Origin of the sequence: Hymenobacter arizonensis, from assembly GCF_900115775.1 — a bacterium.
GTDB lineage: Bacteria > Bacteroidota > Bacteroidia > Cytophagales > Hymenobacteraceae > Hymenobacter > Hymenobacter arizonensis.
This window is the reverse complement of sequence record NZ_FOXS01000010.1, coordinates 1-13,958: the sequence shown is the minus strand read 5'-3', so window position 1 is coordinate 13,958 and position 13,958 is coordinate 1. Positions and strand designations below refer to the sequence as shown.

Annotated in this window: 16 protein-coding genes; 7 read left to right on the top strand and 9 right to left on the bottom strand. The window is 57.3% G+C overall.

Features of this window, described 5'->3' with window-relative positions; genetic code table 11:
• Positions 1–90: 90 nt before the first annotated feature.
• The 3 genes from BMZ66_RS25670 to BMZ66_RS23200 all read right to left on the bottom strand — a co-directional run bounded on the left by BMZ66_RS25670 (position 91) and on the right by BMZ66_RS23200 (position 3,800).
• Complete coding sequence (locus tag BMZ66_RS25670) at positions 91–252, bottom strand: hypothetical protein (protein ID WP_177204879.1); 162 nt, start codon at positions 250–252, stop codon at positions 91–93.
• A gap of 219 nt (positions 253–471) precedes the next feature.
• Positions 472–2,649, bottom strand: a complete 2,178-nt coding sequence (locus BMZ66_RS23205; RefSeq protein ID WP_177204878.1) for a tyrosine-type recombinase/integrase — start codon at positions 2,647–2,649, stop codon at positions 472–474.
• A gap of 95 nt (positions 2,650–2,744) precedes the next feature.
• Positions 2,745–3,800 carry a tyrosine-type recombinase/integrase gene (locus BMZ66_RS23200; RefSeq protein ID WP_092678770.1) on the bottom strand — a complete coding sequence of 352 codons (1,056 nt, stop codon included), beginning with the start codon at positions 3,798–3,800 and terminating at the stop codon, positions 2,745–2,747.
• A gap of 1,110 nt (positions 3,801–4,910) precedes the next feature.
• Between BMZ66_RS23200 and BMZ66_RS23195 the strand changes: the two genes are divergently transcribed.
• From BMZ66_RS23195 to BMZ66_RS23180, 5 genes are all read left to right on the top strand, one after another.
• Entirely contained in the window at positions 4,911–5,669 is a 759-nt protein-coding gene (locus BMZ66_RS23195) for a ParA family protein (protein ID WP_092678769.1), read from the top strand.
• Positions 5,666–6,055 (top strand): hypothetical protein, encoded by a 390-nt coding sequence (locus BMZ66_RS23190; protein WP_092678768.1) that lies wholly within the window; start codon positions 5,666–5,668, stop codon positions 6,053–6,055. The genes BMZ66_RS23195 and BMZ66_RS23190 overlap by 4 nt, the downstream gene beginning before the upstream one ends.
• A 624-nt stretch (positions 6,056–6,679) precedes the next feature.
• Complete coding sequence (locus BMZ66_RS23185) at positions 6,680–7,969, top strand: replication initiation protein (RefSeq protein ID WP_092678767.1); 1,290 nt, start codon at positions 6,680–6,682, stop codon at positions 7,967–7,969.
• A 112-nt stretch (positions 7,970–8,081) separates the two neighbouring features.
• The gene (locus tag BMZ66_RS25665) at positions 8,082–8,225 is read left to right on the top strand and encodes a hypothetical protein (RefSeq protein WP_177204877.1); all 144 of its coding nucleotides are present in this window, start codon (positions 8,082–8,084) and stop codon (positions 8,223–8,225) included.
• Positions 8,226–8,315: 90 nt separating this feature from the next.
• Entirely contained in the window at positions 8,316–8,510 is a 195-nt protein-coding gene (locus BMZ66_RS23180) for a hypothetical protein (protein ID WP_092678766.1), read from the top strand.
• A gap of 756 nt (positions 8,511–9,266) precedes the next feature.
• Here BMZ66_RS23180 and BMZ66_RS23170 read toward each other — a convergent pair.
• From BMZ66_RS23170 to BMZ66_RS25325, 3 genes are all read right to left on the bottom strand, one after another.
• The gene (locus BMZ66_RS23170; RefSeq protein ID WP_092678764.1) at positions 9,267–9,542 is read right to left on the bottom strand and encodes a hypothetical protein; all 276 of its coding nucleotides are present in this window, start codon (positions 9,540–9,542) and stop codon (positions 9,267–9,269) included.
• A 100-nt stretch (positions 9,543–9,642) separates the two neighbouring features.
• Positions 9,643–10,179 (bottom strand): hypothetical protein, encoded by a 537-nt coding sequence (locus BMZ66_RS23165; RefSeq protein ID WP_092678763.1) that lies wholly within the window; start codon positions 10,177–10,179, stop codon positions 9,643–9,645.
• Between the two features lie 119 nt (positions 10,180–10,298).
• Positions 10,299–10,574 carry a hypothetical protein gene (locus BMZ66_RS25325; RefSeq protein WP_143080382.1) on the bottom strand — a complete coding sequence of 92 codons (276 nt, stop codon included), beginning with the start codon at positions 10,572–10,574 and terminating at the stop codon, positions 10,299–10,301.
• Positions 10,575–10,869: 295 nt separating this feature from the next.
• On the opposite strand from BMZ66_RS25325, the gene BMZ66_RS25320 reads away from it, so the two are divergent.
• The gene (locus BMZ66_RS25320; protein ID WP_143080381.1) at positions 10,870–11,118 is read left to right on the top strand and encodes a hypothetical protein; all 249 of its coding nucleotides are present in this window, start codon (positions 10,870–10,872) and stop codon (positions 11,116–11,118) included.
• Positions 11,119–11,323: 205 nt separating this feature from the next.
• Here the strand turns inward: BMZ66_RS25320 and BMZ66_RS23155 are convergent, their stop codons facing one another.
• Positions 11,324–11,740 (bottom strand): hypothetical protein, encoded by a 417-nt coding sequence (locus tag BMZ66_RS23155; protein WP_092678761.1) that lies wholly within the window; start codon positions 11,738–11,740, stop codon positions 11,324–11,326.
• Positions 11,741–11,872: 132 nt separating this feature from the next.
• Here BMZ66_RS23155 and BMZ66_RS23150 point away from each other — a divergent pair, with 132 nt between their 5' ends.
• Positions 11,873–12,364: a pentapeptide repeat-containing protein gene (locus tag BMZ66_RS23150; protein WP_092678760.1), complete on the top strand. Its 492-nt coding sequence runs from the start codon at positions 11,873–11,875 to the stop codon at positions 12,362–12,364.
• A gap of 86 nt (positions 12,365–12,450) precedes the next feature.
• Here the strand turns inward: BMZ66_RS23150 and BMZ66_RS23145 are convergent, their stop codons facing one another.
• The gene (locus tag BMZ66_RS23145; RefSeq protein WP_177204876.1) at positions 12,451–13,023 is read right to left on the bottom strand and encodes a cupin domain-containing protein; all 573 of its coding nucleotides are present in this window, start codon (positions 13,021–13,023) and stop codon (positions 12,451–12,453) included.
• 69 nt (positions 13,024–13,092) lie between these two features.
• On the bottom strand, positions 13,093–13,958 hold an 866-nt coding region (locus BMZ66_RS23140; protein ID WP_092678758.1), incomplete at its 5' end, for an AraC family transcriptional regulator.

Sequence of the window (13,958 nt, the reverse complement as noted above, 5' to 3'; positions counted from 1 at the left end):
CGCGATGTTCACGTCCAAAGCCATCCGTTGGTACTAGGCTATCGCGACACGCAACGTCCGTCGTCAGATTCGAACCGTCATCAGGTCGGGTTAGCTGCGCGGGCAGTTGCGCACCGACATCGTTTTGGCCAAGTGATGCACCCCATGGAGGCGGGTGTGATGCACCACCTTGCCCGCCGCGCGGCCTTCTACCCTGTCCGCCAGCCACGGCTTGCGGCCAGCGCTTCTGGATATCTCGCCATCCGGTGTCATCTTGGTCCAATCCGGGTTCTCGCCTGACAACCCGGCTGTCCTCACCGATTAGGCCGACGTGCCCCTTAACCCTATGGCCCAATAAACGCTGCGCTTGGTGGAAAATGCCAGGGGGCGATTACTGTATACAGCCAACCTGGATTGGGCAATCCGTTCCATGGGGTGCTGCCGACGTAGCTAGGAAGCCGGGTCGCCTTCTTCCTTTCGAGTGTTATCGTTTCAGCTTGGGTGGGTTCCTTCGTTAGACCGCAGATGGCCAAGCATCGTTTCATGCATTGCTATCGCTTCTTCAACGGCTTGGCGGGCTTCCTTGATGAGTGGCAGGTGGTGCAGCAGGTGTAACAACTTACTTTTTGCTTCCTGCACTTGGCTATACAGCGATTCTTTGGGTTTGTAAAATGAGCAATTCGTGCACGGCGTTTTCTGACTGCATTTGGCAAAGAACTCATAGGTGCAGAAGCCGTGGACGAGGTCGACGGAGGGCTCGGATTCGCCTGCGGTTACCAGGTCACCGCCAGTCGTAGAGGGTCCTTTTAACTGCTCCAGCTGGCGTTTGTCAATACTAATATGATTCGCCGTAGCGTAGGCCTCGAGAAGCTTGTGCACGTTTTCATCAGCGTAATATCCGAGAGAGCCACGGGTTAGTTGTCCCAACCAATTCTGGCTGTCGGAAGCGCTCAGTGGCGTTGGAGCATTACCTAGGTGGGTGGCGAGGGTATGTCGAGCGCGATGGCTGGTAATTTTCCCCAAGGCGTCTTCGAGGGGAATGCCGGCTTTTCGGCATAACACAGGAATGATAGTGTTATTGAGGTAATTATAACTCACACGTTTCCCCCGCCAGACAAATAAAAAATCCACTGCTTCGGTCGTTTTATCATCCCATTGTTTGGGAACAGAAGGACGACTTCTCTCCCATGTTTCAACAGCATTTCCCACTACTTGAGAGACTGGCTTCGAATAACCAAAACCATTCTTGCCCACAGGCACGGTCAAAAAACAGATTGCGGGGGTTGAGGAACTGCTCTCGTTTCCTTCGGGGTGTTCAGGTCGTATGCATCCTACTCGTAGCCGGTGGATTTCATTGCAGCGCAATCCTGTATGGAGCCAAACGAGCGCCATTGCTCGATTCAAATCCAGTGGATAACAAATTCTGGGAAGAGCACCCTGGTTGACCAGCGCTGGATGAGCAATAGGGAAATCCTCCTCCGTTAGGGACAAACCCGCTTCACACAGCTTGGTCCATTGTGCGTAAGTAATTGGCCGGGGGTTAGGTCCCTGTCTAGCCGAAATGCTCCTGGGAGTGGCCAGGGAGCGGTCTGGGTTGAAGGATATGGGAAACCATTTCCATTCGTGACAATCTTTGAAAAACATTCGTAACCCACCCAGCAAACGCGCCTGATAATAAGCGCTTAGCGGCTCACCCTGATTGCGCGGTGCTTTGAACTTCGGGTGTTGCCACTGTCCTCCCGTCATCCTTGACACAGCCCTTATATAGGCTCTGGCCGTTCCTCGGGTCCATTGATGTGCACTTGAGGCGCCTGGAAATTTTTCAGCCGCCCACCTTGCCGCTTTGGCAACCACTAATTTCACATAACCACGCACATCATCACTTTCTTCTGAATTCTCATACCACGCCTGGATTAAACGAGCCCAATCAGCGGGTATAGAGTCGGCCATTCCAGTTGTCACCCCACTCCTATTCCCCTTCCAGGGCGTAGGCAGACAATTGGGTAGCACTTCAAGACTGTATAGTATATTAGATAATGTAATATAACTCCTTTTTAATTTTACGCCCGAAGAATGTTTTTCATACAGCTTTTCTAAAACAGGTAGGGTGAGCTTTTCGACATCTGGGCACCGATTGGCCAGTAGTGCCGAACAGGTGGCCACGCTAACCATCCATGAGGTCCGTCCGATTCGGTTGCTCTCCGCCGTCAGGGTCTGCATCGCTTTCTCGACGGCGGCTCTTCCAAACATGTATTGAGCGGAGATGAGTGGTTGATGACCAGCAACCAACTGATAAATTGGAATTTTACATAAGAGATAAGCGCAGGCCAATAGGTACTGACGGTCTCGAGCAGCTGACTTTACAGCGGAGCCTAGAGTGACATGGTCAAGGCTTTTAAACTCCCTTAACGTTTTGCCAACTGTTTCTATCCACGCGGTGTCGTCCCAAGCCCATAGGCTTGTTTGCCGTCGATGCATCTCGTGCAGGAGTAATGAAACGCAACTCATCACGCGGAATTCTCCCCCTGTGAGGACTCCTTGGTGCAGCAGAACGGCCTCGATGGGCTGGATGAGCCGATTCAATCGCTGTCTAGTCTCCTTTTTGAAGGCATTGCTGCCCCTACCCGTCTTGTCGTGCGCTTTCCAAGTGGCCAGCGCGATTTTCTCCAAAGGGGTTAAGGTGAAACTCCTGTCGAAGGAGGGAGGTTGAAAAGGCCAATTCCCAACGGCCTCCTTTTGTACTGTATCAGAGGTTTGGTGTTTACTCATACCAGAGAGGCTTTCAACGTTTCCTGTCGCCAGTCCAGCAGCGAACCAAGCGTTTGACGGAACCGCTCGCTCAATTCCTGTGCGCTAAAGTGTATATATAACTTCGTGGTGTCTTCGCTACTGTGTCCAGCGAAAGCCGCAATTTGAGGCAGCGTCCAACCGGCCCGGGCTAAATCAGTCAAGCGCAAATGCCGTAGCGTGTGCGTTGTAAGCAACGGCAAGCCAGCTCGTTTCCCCAGAGCCTGCACTACCTTGGACCAAGTCCAAAATGTGAGGGGTTGAGCTTTGTTACGCCGTGATTCTGACAGAAAAAGCAGGTCCGACGTGGGGTTTAAACGCCGGCGGTGCTTCAGGTAAGCCTTGTACAGGTCGGCCGTTGTTTGCGAATAAGGCACTTCTCGGGCCCGTTGAGTCTTAGTAGTTGCTGCCCGCAACCGAACCAATGGCCCGGAAGGGTCCATGTCGCCGCCCTCCAGGGCGCACAACTCCCCCCGGCGCAGGCCCCCATCGTAGGCCAAAGCCAGCATGAAACGGTTTCGAATGGGTTCGGATGACGCCGCGTTCAAGAGTGCCTGCCACTGCGTTTCATTCGGCAGCCAAGGGGGCTTCTCGTACCGAGCAACTAGGCCGCGCTTCCCCCCACCAAACGTTCTGAACTTTGTGTATTGGCCTTTTTTAACTGGATTTTTAACCCTGATTCCTTCATCCGTTAAGTAGTCGTAATACAGCCTGACGGTTGCTATTCTCAAGCGTATGGTGGCGTTAGCAAATCCTTCATGCGCGGTGTTTCTCGCGTACTGGGGACGCTTCGCAGGGCTAGCATGCGCAACGGATTTGGACCGTGTCTTGAGGTCTCTGACGTAAGCCAAGACGTCGGCCCGATTGGCATCAGGAGGATTGATGCCCTGCATCGCACAAAACCGGAAGTAATCCACCAACGCATGGCCGTAGGCGCTAACCGTGTTGGGTGTGAAATGCTCGTCTTGTTCGGCGAGCCATTCCCCTGAATAGGGCTGCTCAAAAAGGGTGGGAAATCGAGCTTGTAGGGTCATCAGCTACGGACAGGTAATTGGAAAAATGATATTGCGCAGTTATTTCAGCGCAATATTACTCTACCTATCTTCAGCTAGCAAGTCATGACTGCCCCAAATCCAATATAAATGATTGACAATCTGTAATTAAATACGCACATCAAGCGCAATTTTTACTGCTCTTATAATTGTACTTATTTACGTACAAGGTTTGTGTTTAAATACGCACAAGATGTTATTCCACATAATGTGGGTTATGTGGAATATGTGGAACGATAATATGCGATTACTGCCCTTAGGTATTGTTTTAAGCGACGTTGTGGCTGATTTCGAACTTAGCTTTTGACAGACCGGGAAACACCCGCTGGAGCGACGGCTTTCGCTGACCAAGCGCAGGGGCGTAAGTACGCTGCTGGTTGGGCAACGCCTCCCTCATTTTGGGCGTCATTCCGGCAGGAATGGACGGCCATTTTATTTTTCGTTTTTGCTTCGAGCGCCTCAGAATTTCGGGCCTGAAGTGATTGCGTGGACTATCTCGCATCAAAAACAGAATTGGACTCAACTCTTGGGGGCGTTCGATTTCTATAATCAGACAATGTGCATCAGACAATGTGCCCCACCGCGCCGGCCTAATCTACTCGACTATGCCATCACCGGTTGCATTGCCTTTGATGCCTCGGCCCGTTGGACCAGGCTACTTTTCCTTACGGGCATTCATCGATGCCCATTGGCCTGATTCAACGGGCTGAGGCATTCCCCTCCCCCACCATGGCCGCTGCGGGCAAATATGGTTGTTACATCACGGTATGCTGAGTATACCTGGATTTCAGAAAAAGTGTAAAATACACCCAGCATATTCAACATTCTGGGTATGCCCAACAAGTACAACATATTTTCAGGCAGTTACTTGCTTAGCATATCCAGCATTCTCGACATTCTAATTATTGCCAGAATCCGATTAATGCGCGCAAAAACGCACTATTCAGCCCAATGAAGCTTTAGCTGAGTTCGAAACTTCTGATATGTTTAGCATGCTCAGAATGTTGGACATTTTCAGTATTACTGGTATGCGGAGTATGCTCATTCGGGCCGTGCTTTGTAATATTGCCCCATCACCCTCATTGCTACCTCATGAAAATTATCACTTTTGCCAACCATAAGGGAGGGGTTGGTAAAACCACTTCCACGCTGACGGTCGGTCAGGAGCTGGCCCGCCGCGGGCAGCGGGTGCTGTTCCTGGACTGCGACCCGCAGCACAACCTGACCATGAGCTTTGCCGCCCACGTGGCGACTCATCTGGGCACCGTCATCAAGGGCGAGCGCACGCTCAAGCAAATCATCGTCGGGGTGGGGGAGGGGATGGGCCTGGCCGGGTCGGCGCGGGAGCTGACGCAACTCGAGAAGATACTGGGGCAGCAGCCCACCTACCAGTTCTTCCTGCGCGACCAGCTGGAGGAAGTAGCGGCCGACTACGACTACGTGCTGATTGATACACCCCCGGCGCTCACCAGCCTCACCTACGCGGCGCTGGTGGCCAGCGACGCCGTGTTCATTCCCGTGCAGCCCGAGTTCTACGGCTACGAGGGCCTGACCACGCTGCTCGACGCCTGCGCCATCATGGGCAAGAACTTCAACCCCCGCCTGAAGGTCGGCGGGCTGTTCCTGACAAAGTACTCGGCCAGTTACCGCCTGTCGCTGCACCACGACGTGGTGGCCATCATGCGCGACAACGCCGTGACGGGGCCGCTGCTCATGACCACCAGCATCCGGCAAAACGGCAAGCTGTCGGAAGCGCAGATTGAAAAGCAAAACCTGTTCGATTACGCGCCCACCAGCAACGGGGCCGAAGACTACCGCAACCTCACCACTGAAATCATCGCCCGTCTATGAGCACCGGCCCCAAAAAGCGCTTCGGCAGCACGCTGACCCAGCCCGTTGCCCCCACCCCCGACGAGTTGATGTTCGGGGCTCTGAGTTCGCTGCCTGCAACTCATGCGGTCGCTTCTCTTCCAATCCCCTCAGCGGACGTACCCGCCCCGGCCGGTCCCACCGGGCGCTGGGTGCCCTTTGGGTCCTACGTACGCGACGAAACGTACCTGCAGCTCAAGCAGGCGGAGTATTGGGAGCCCGGCTTCGAAATCCGGCAGTTCTTAGAGGACACCCTGCAAGCCGCCCTGGCGCAGCTGCCCGCCGCGCAGCGGACGCTGCCCGCTCCCGTGCTGGAAAAGCTGCTTAAAACAAACCGCAAGCTGCAGCCCCCAGTAGCCGAGCCATAAAAATCACTGTCGCATAGCAAGTGCAGGGAGGCATTTGCGGCAACTACTGCTGCAAATGCTTCTCAAGCTGCTGCTGATATTGCACATTTCCGTTAGTGAACCTTAAAAATGCAATTGAATACTAATGACTTTTATACTAGCATAAATCAGTAACCTACTGACTACCAATACATAGTATAAAAAAGTACAACCGCCTAGAAATTCCTTTGCGCTTGTACTTTTTTTGACTTTTAAGAAAACGGGGTTGCTACAAAATAGACGCTTAAAAAAACTCCCTAGCTAGTTGTTTTTTAAACTCAAATTATAACATTAGTATTACAGGCTGCAGAACGCATTGACAAACAATAATTTATGAGGTCAGGTTGCTACAAAAAGGACGCTAGGTTGCTACAAAATAGACGCCAGGCTGCTACAAAAAGGACGCTCGCAGATTTCAGGTTGCTACAAAAAGGACGCTACCCCGCCAAGTTGCTACAAAAAGGACGCTAGGTTGCTACAAAATAGACGCTACGCGAACTCAGGTTGCTACAAAAAGGACGCTGCCCAGCCCAGGTTGCTACAAAAAGGACGCTAGATTACTACAAAATAGCAGGCTATTGCTTACCAGTGCCCGACTTATTCCCCATGAAAAAGCCGCCCAAACAGAACGCCGACAAAATAGTAGCCCAGCACAATGCGCTTGTCAACGCGCGTTTCAGCTTCGTGCCCCTGCAAATGCGCCTGTTTCTGGCGCTGCTTGCCCGCATCAGCCTGGACGACACCGAATTCAAGGAGCACGTTATCCCGGTCAGCGAACTGCTGTTCGAGCGGCACGGCGGTTCGGCTTACCAGCAGCTGGACGAGATGTGCGACGACATCACTTCTTTTAAGCTGTACATTGAAATACTGGAGGACGGCACCCGCAAACGGCGGCGGCGGCCCAAGTACGACTACATTCCGCTGATGGCCAAGGCGGGTTACGACGGGGACCTGGGTGGGATAGTGGCGGCCTTTAATCCCCTCATCATGCCGTACCTGCTGCAGCTGCGCGAAAGCGGCAACTTCACCCTGGCCGACCTGGACGAGTTGCGCAAGTTGAAGAGCCCCAGTTCGGTGCGCATCTACTGGCTCCTGAAAGAGTATTCGGACTTTGGGCAGCGAACCGTCACGCCGGAGCAGCTGCGCTTCATGCTCAACATCGCCGAGAACGAATACCCGCGCTTTAGCAACTTCAAAGCGCGCATACTGGACCGGGCGCAGCTGGAGCTGGCGCGTACCGACATGCCATTTACCTACGAGCTGGAGCGGCAGAATCAGTTGGTGCAGCGCATCAAGTTCCTGTTCGGCTATGACACGGCCAACACCGGCTCAGAGGAATTGGCAGAAATACAGGATGACGAGAATATTGAAAAAACAAAGCTTTCTCAACATTCTCAAAATGTTAAGAAAGTTTCCACTGAGGAACCTGCCTGGGTCCAAGCGTTGCGGCTGATAGGGGTAAGCCTGCGCAGCATTAAGCAGATTACCAAACAATTGGAGGATAAGGAGTACCCCCTTGAATATGTCGATTTTGTGTTATCGCGCATTGGCAAGCAGCACCAATTGGGGAAAGTAAAAAAACCGGCGGGTGCGGTATACAAAGCGTTGGTGGAGAAGTACCTGCTAGAAGAATACTTGGCCGGGCAACAAGCCCCCAAGATGATTCCAGTCAAAAAGGCTAGTGCTGCCACGAAGACCAAGAGGCCGCTGCTGGAAGAAGTTGCTTTTCCGTTGCGGGAAGTGCGGGATATGTACGAGAACCCCGGGCCGTTTCTGAAACGACAGCTGCAGGCACCCACTTTTGAGCTGCACCTGGAGGCTGTTTACTTAAGTCAGGGATTCGCTCTTGTGAAGCGTGATGGGGAGGACTGGCTGGTTAAAACCACTCTTTCCTAACTCCTGGCAGGGTGGTACCACCGTCAGTCCTTTAACCGCGGTATCGGCAGCTAAATCCCAAGGGAGACCCCAAACCGGAATACGAGCCATCCCTTACCACCATCCACTGTCAATGAGCCAAGCGCCGCCCGTCATTACGCCCGTCCACATCCAGCGGGCGAAAGCGGCCCTGCCCAATGCCGACATTCCGGCGGCATTGGGCAATCAGGCCTTGGACTTGGCCACTGCTTACTACAACCACCCCCCCCCAGGTTAGCCAAACGGACGCCCTGCGCCAGGAGCCCAACTGCAGCAGGAGCGCCGCAAGACGCTGCAGCTGGAACAGGAATTAGCCATAGCCCAGCAAATGCCCAAAGCGCACCAAAACAAGGCATATAAACTGCGCAAGCGGCTGAGGGCAATGCAAGCCGTGCTGGAGCACCCCCAGGTGAAGGAAACGACCAAGCTCAAACGCATCGCTGAGCTGGTCGCCGGTGCGTTGGCGGGGGAGGACGCCCGGCGCAGGAAGTTCTGGGGGAGAAGGCTGCAGGAATTTACTTAGGAAGAGCCTCCTAAATCCGCCCCTGAAATTAGGCTCTAGACAAAAAACGCACCACTGTGGCGGCTATCTGAAAGCAGGCCAAAAACCGTCCTGATTTCGAAAGCAGTCCGACAAGCTTTTCTACCGGGCGTAGCTTGCAGAGTGTAGTAGTGCTTTTTCCTTGTTTAAACGACCGTTTACGTGAACACGGCCCGATACCCTGCCAGCTTACTTCTATGCTCGTTGCCCATTCAGAAGTGTGCCGTCTTCTTCCATGCTAATTGACCTATGAGCGCGCTTTTTGAGGATACGTTGGACCAAGCGGTGGCCTTTTGGAAAAGCCAAGATGTGGCCTATAATTCTGGGGCGTTCCCAGAGGCTATTCGTGCCCTAGAACAAGCCTATGACATGTCCTTAGATCCCAGCTTCACGGCCTACCTACGCTGAGCCAACGGCTTTGTAGACTTTGACTGGGACAGCGCTATGTTTTCCTTCTGGTCGACGGAACGCATTGCCCAGGAGGTAGATGGCAGCCATCCCACCGAACTACTCTGCTTTGCTGACTACTGCATCAATTTGAGCAGTTTTGGGTTTAGCCGCCACCAAAACGACCCCAGAATCTATTTGCATTATCAGCATGAGAAAGGCAGAGAGGCAGTAGCAGACTCCTTTCATGACTTTTTGAAGATTTACCTACACGACCCAGAAATGCTTCTTAGGTAGCCGAAAACGCTCGTTTTGCGATTCGGACCGTTTGATTGAACAAGTGCAGCGGGTTTAAGCGCCCTCCTGTGCCTGCAGCAACTGATTGAGTTGGCTGGCAAAGCGCCGGGTAGCGCGGGAAAAAGCCGGGTTGATGTCATATCCCAGCGGCTGTGTGTAGACCCACACCAAAGCGGCCTCCACGTCCCGCGACCGGTTCCAGGTTTCGACTACGATGGCTACGTAAGGCTGGTACTCGTCCTGGGCCGGGCCGTCGGGCACGCCAATCGGATTCCACTCCGCGAGCACGGCATTGACTTGGGTAAACAGGTGCTCGGTCAGGGTAACCATTAGTTTTTCAAGCCAAGTATAATTGGCTCCACTGGCCAGCAAACTTAACCCAGACGCTCGTTTACCTTCGGACCCTTTCGCTGAACGAGTCAAGTCTGGCTCACACCGGATGTTCGCGGACGGGGAAGGCGAAGTAATCGTGCAGTTCCCCGCAGAGGACCACGTTGCCCGATAGCCCCGGCACGCACTGCACGACGACGTCCGGGAAGACGAGCTTGAGGCCGGTGGGGGCATGGTCGTCGGCGAAGGCATACACGGCAATCTGCTCAATCCGTGCGTGCAGGGCGCGGCCCACGTCCGGAAAGGTGGCCAAGGCAAAGCGTTCGTGCCCCAGCGGCACGGGCTGCCCGGCGTTGAGTTCGGCGATGAGGCGCGCCCAGACCGGGCGCCGGGCGGCCAAGCCCGCCTCTTGCCGGGGCAGGTCCTCCAACGGGCCCGCAGGCCGCACGCGGGGCGTTTGCCCGTCGGGGAACAGGTCCAGGGCAAAGGCCCCGGCCGTGGTCGACAGGTACAACGCCGTGGAGGTGTCGAAGAGTCCCTCGGGCGCGTCGGTGGGAAAAATCAGCAGGTCGCCGTCGAGCACTTCGGCCCCGACCAGCGGACGCAGCTGAGCTTGAAGTTGGGCAAGAGAAACCACAGGGCAACAGCGAGTAAGAACGAAAGGTAGCCCGCCGCCTCCATTTAAGGGAGCGAAGACCATCCTTTCGCTCTTCGGAGCGTTTTGCTTAACGGAATCGTGGATTGGGCAGCCGGCCGTTAGTGTAGCCGGGTGGGGTCGTCCACCGCGACGCGGTCGAAGAAGACGTGGTGCCAGCCCAGCAGGGGCAAGTACCCGGGGTAGGTCCCGTGGAGCACCCCCACGCCGGGCCGGTAGGCAAACGTGCCGAGGCCGGAGAGCCTCGCGCCGGGGTGAGAACTGGTCTGCTCCGGGCGGGACCAGACGGTGTAGACGCCCCCCAGCGCCTCCTGCACCGCCAGGCCCAGGGGCGGCAGAAACCGCCGGAACGGGTAGGGGGCGTCCGCGGGTAACAAGGCCCGAATCGTGCGCCAGGGGGCGTCCCGGTCCACGCGGGGGCGGCCCACGTCGAGGGTCGCGTAATCCGGCCAGGCCAGGCGCCGCGTGGCCCGGGTCCGCACGCGCACGTACTGCGTGAGCACCCCCGACCGCGGGGCCCAGTAGGCGCCGTGGCGGTACACCACGGGCACCAGGCGCGCGCTCGTGGTCAGCTCGTGGTCGCGCGAGGCGCCTGGGCGAAGGGACGCCGCGACGGCAGCCGCGCCAGCCCGGACGAGGGCGCGTAGGGGCAGGAGCTGGCCGGCGGGGAGCGTGTCCGGGGCCAGGCGGTCCCAGTGGACGGCCCCGCGGGCGTCGGGCAGCACGGAGAAGACCACCAGCAAGGTGTCGGCCGGGCCCCACACGCCCGGTGGGGGCGCGGCCCAGCGGCGCCACACCGCCGGCGGCACCAGCAGGTTGAGGACGTCGACGCGCACCGGGGCCACGGACAGGAAGCCTTCGCCGCTGCAGTCGGCCCGCACGTGGTGGACCGGAAACGGGGCCCCGCGCAGCACCACGTAGGCGCGCCCCGGCCCGTGGTTCACCGAATCCTGCGCCGCGGGCCCTTGCCCACAAGCAGGCGGGGGAATGCCGAGCAGAGACCCCGCGACCGTCCCGCACACAAAACGAATCAAGGGCATCATCACCATCGACAAAAGAGTTTGCAAGATGGCTCCTTTTTTGAACAGGGTTCGTTTACGGCACCACCATTAAAGTAAACTTCTCCTTAAGCAAATTCAGAGAGCCCTGCACTGAAATGCAGCCCGTTCGGGTGCACCTTCTCAAACTCTGTTTTCAGGGCTTCCGACACAAACAGGTACTGCTCCCCGAAGCGGTAGATGTCTAAGCCAAGACTGCCTGGGTTCCAAATTGCGTTGGCTTCGATCGCGCGGTGGATGCGCACTTCTAGGTAGTGGTCCCAGGCAAAGTGGCGCATGCCGTCGGTTACGGTGACCGGGCCGAAGTCTAGTTGCCCCTCAAGTTGTCGCAGCACCGCTTCGTATTTCTGGTCGAAGAGGAAGTAATCGGCATTGGTCAGCACTTCCGTTGGCTCGTCGTATTGCATGACCCGGAAGGCCGCTGGGCCCGTTCGCCACAACAGCAGGCTGGTCACGTATTCCGATGTCAGGTGCCAAAGAGCCATAAGTAATAGATGTAGCAAGCGAAAGTAATTGCCATTCCGACCGTTTTAGTAAACTGGCCAATCCAGGTAATGAGCCATTCTTACTAGTCCTGCTCTACCTTGGTCCAACTCCGCTACCGCTTCGTTCCCGTTATGAAAATCCAGTGCCTCACCCACGACGACGACACGGTTGATATTCCCGGTGACACCCACGAGGGCATGGTGCTGGACCAGCAAGAGTTGCACCGCGCCTTGCTCAACAACGTTCACGCTCCGCGGGCCTCTTTCCGGCGGGCGAATTTGCGCGGAGCCTTTATGGCTGAGGCCGTGTTTGATGCCAGCGACTTCACGGCGGCGAACTTGGACACGGCCTTTCTAGACCGCTCCTCGCTAGTCCACTGCTGCTTCCGGGACTGCCAGGCGATTGGGTGTAATTTCGGCCAGTCCGATATGCGCGGCGTGGACTTGACTGGGGCGCAGGCCGCTTACGCCAAGTTCAACGGCGCTCAACTGCATGGGGCGCGCCTGCTCGGCACAAACCTGGAGAAGGCCACCTTTGAAGGAGCCGTATACGACGAGCACACTGAGTGGCCCGTAGGATTTAACCCGCAGGCTGCCGGAGCGCGCCTGATAGCTGATTCTTAACGGGCTCGTTTACCTTGGGACCGTTTCGCTGAACGAGACGCTGTCCTATGCTGTGGGGCATCCAGCTCCTGCGCGGGGAGCCTGCCTTAGGGTTTAACGGGCAGGGGCGGCCCCAGGAACCGCATGCCGTGGTCGCGGAACAGCTGTTCGCGCTCGGCCCCGGTAAGCGGGGTTTTGCTCCCGGAACGGACCCGGAAAAAGTCTTCCATTTTCCCGGCGGGTTGCAGAAAGTACAGCAGTTTGCCGGTGTCCGTGAGTTGGGTCCAGGTGTGGGGCACTTGGCGGGGTAGAAAAATAGTGTCGCCGGGCCGGAGGTGGCGCTGCTCTTCGCCCACCACAAACCGGTACTCGCCGGCGACCACGTAGAAGACTTCGTCCTGGGCCTCGTGCAGGTGCAGCGAGGGCCCCCCCTTGGCGGTGCCGGTGTACTCAAACACCGCCAGGGCGCCGCCGGTGTCTTGCCCCGCTATCTTAAGGTCGTTCGGGTTCGGGCCCACAAATGTTTTTTCCCCGAACCGGCCCGCCCCGGCGTCGACGGTGAAGCTGGGGCCGGTGGGCGGGGCATCCGAGGGGTCGGGGGCGAACGCCGCAAAGGGGGCTCCCAAAGCCGCGCCAGGAGCCGCCCACAGGCTGGTGACGAAAAAGTGCCGACGTTTCATGCGTAACGGGGGTAAGGGTGAGAAGAGGTACAAATCTCTGCCCTCTCTCGCCCCCGGCATTGGTACAATTTAGACGTTTTGCGTCGGCAAGAGCTTGGCATTGCCTCCGGCCTCCACCAAGCCGAACCCCCGCTCGGGGGCCTGGGTGTCTTGCCGATAGAAGGCCCCCGGCGAGCGGCCGGTAAACGCCCGGTAGTCCTTGGCCAGGTGCTGGTGGTCGTGGTAGCCGCAGGCCACCGCCACGCTGAGCCAGTCCAGTTCGGGCTGGCGGTTCTTGAGCCGGAAGGCCCGGTCAAAGCGCGCAATGCGCGCGTACAGGGCCGGGCCCACGCCCAGGCGCTGGACGCACTGGCGGTCGAGCTGCCGGGGGCTCAGGCAGGCATAATCGGCCAGCGCGTCGAGGCCCAGCCGGGGGCCGGGGCGCAGCAGCAACTGCCCCACCGCGTCGGCGGGGTGGGGCGCCGCGCGCCGCCGCGCGATCCGGCCGAGCAAAAAGCGTTCGAGCAGCGGCAGCATCTCGGGCCAGCCGGCGGCGCTGCCCAGGCGCGCGGTGAGCTGGCGCAGCTCGGCGCCCCACACGGCTTCGGCGTCAATAAAGGTGTTGGTGAGCTCGCCCTGCGGCAGGCCGGTCAGCCGGTACAAGGCCCCGGGCTGCAGCACCACCTGCAGGGCCAGGAACTCGCGGCCCACGTAGCGGTTGCTCACCACCGCGTGCTGGCCGATGAGCGCCGCGCGCGGCCGGGTCACCTTCGGCCGGCCGTCGTAGGCGACCGCTTCGGCGTCGCGCGGGTAAAAGGCCAGGCACTGCTCCGGCCGGGGCGGGTAAGCTTTAAAGGGGAGGGCCGCGCCGGCGGGAAACACAAAGTGGATGACCTGAATGAGGCGCACGTAGTCGCGGAGCGGCGGGCTGGGCAAAAAATCCTGGAGCAGCATAC

What these genes read in the sequence shown, in the direction of transcription:
- BMZ66_RS25670 (WP_177204879.1), bottom strand. Translation starts at nt 252, where the DNA reads ATGACACCGGATGGCGAGATATCCAGAAGCGCTGGCCGCAAGCCGTGG.
- BMZ66_RS23200 (WP_092678770.1), bottom strand. Translation starts at nt 3,800, where the DNA reads ATGACCCTACAAGCTCGATTTCCCACCCTTTTTGAGCAGCCCTATTCA.
- BMZ66_RS23195 (WP_092678769.1), top strand. Translation starts at nt 4,911, where the DNA reads ATGAAAATTATCACTTTTGCCAACCATAAGGGAGGGGTTGGTAAAACC.
- BMZ66_RS23190 (WP_092678768.1), top strand. Translation starts at nt 5,666, where the DNA reads ATGAGCACCGGCCCCAAAAAGCGCTTCGGCAGCACGCTGACCCAGCCC.
- BMZ66_RS23185 (WP_092678767.1), top strand. Translation starts at nt 6,680, where the DNA reads ATGAAAAAGCCGCCCAAACAGAACGCCGACAAAATAGTAGCCCAGCAC.
- BMZ66_RS25665 (WP_177204877.1), top strand. Translation starts at nt 8,082, where the DNA reads ATGAGCCAAGCGCCGCCCGTCATTACGCCCGTCCACATCCAGCGGGCG.
- BMZ66_RS23180 (WP_092678766.1), top strand. Translation starts at nt 8,316, where the DNA reads ATGCCCAAAGCGCACCAAAACAAGGCATATAAACTGCGCAAGCGGCTG.
- BMZ66_RS23170 (WP_092678764.1), bottom strand. Translation starts at nt 9,542, where the DNA reads ATGGTTACCCTGACCGAGCACCTGTTTACCCAAGTCAATGCCGTGCTC.
- BMZ66_RS23155 (WP_092678761.1), bottom strand. Translation starts at nt 11,740, where the DNA reads ATGGCTCTTTGGCACCTGACATCGGAATACGTGACCAGCCTGCTGTTG.
- BMZ66_RS23150 (WP_092678760.1), top strand. Translation starts at nt 11,873, where the DNA reads ATGAAAATCCAGTGCCTCACCCACGACGACGACACGGTTGATATTCCC.
- BMZ66_RS23145 (WP_177204876.1), bottom strand. Translation starts at nt 13,023, where the DNA reads ATGAAACGTCGGCACTTTTTCGTCACCAGCCTGTGGGCGGCTCCTGGC.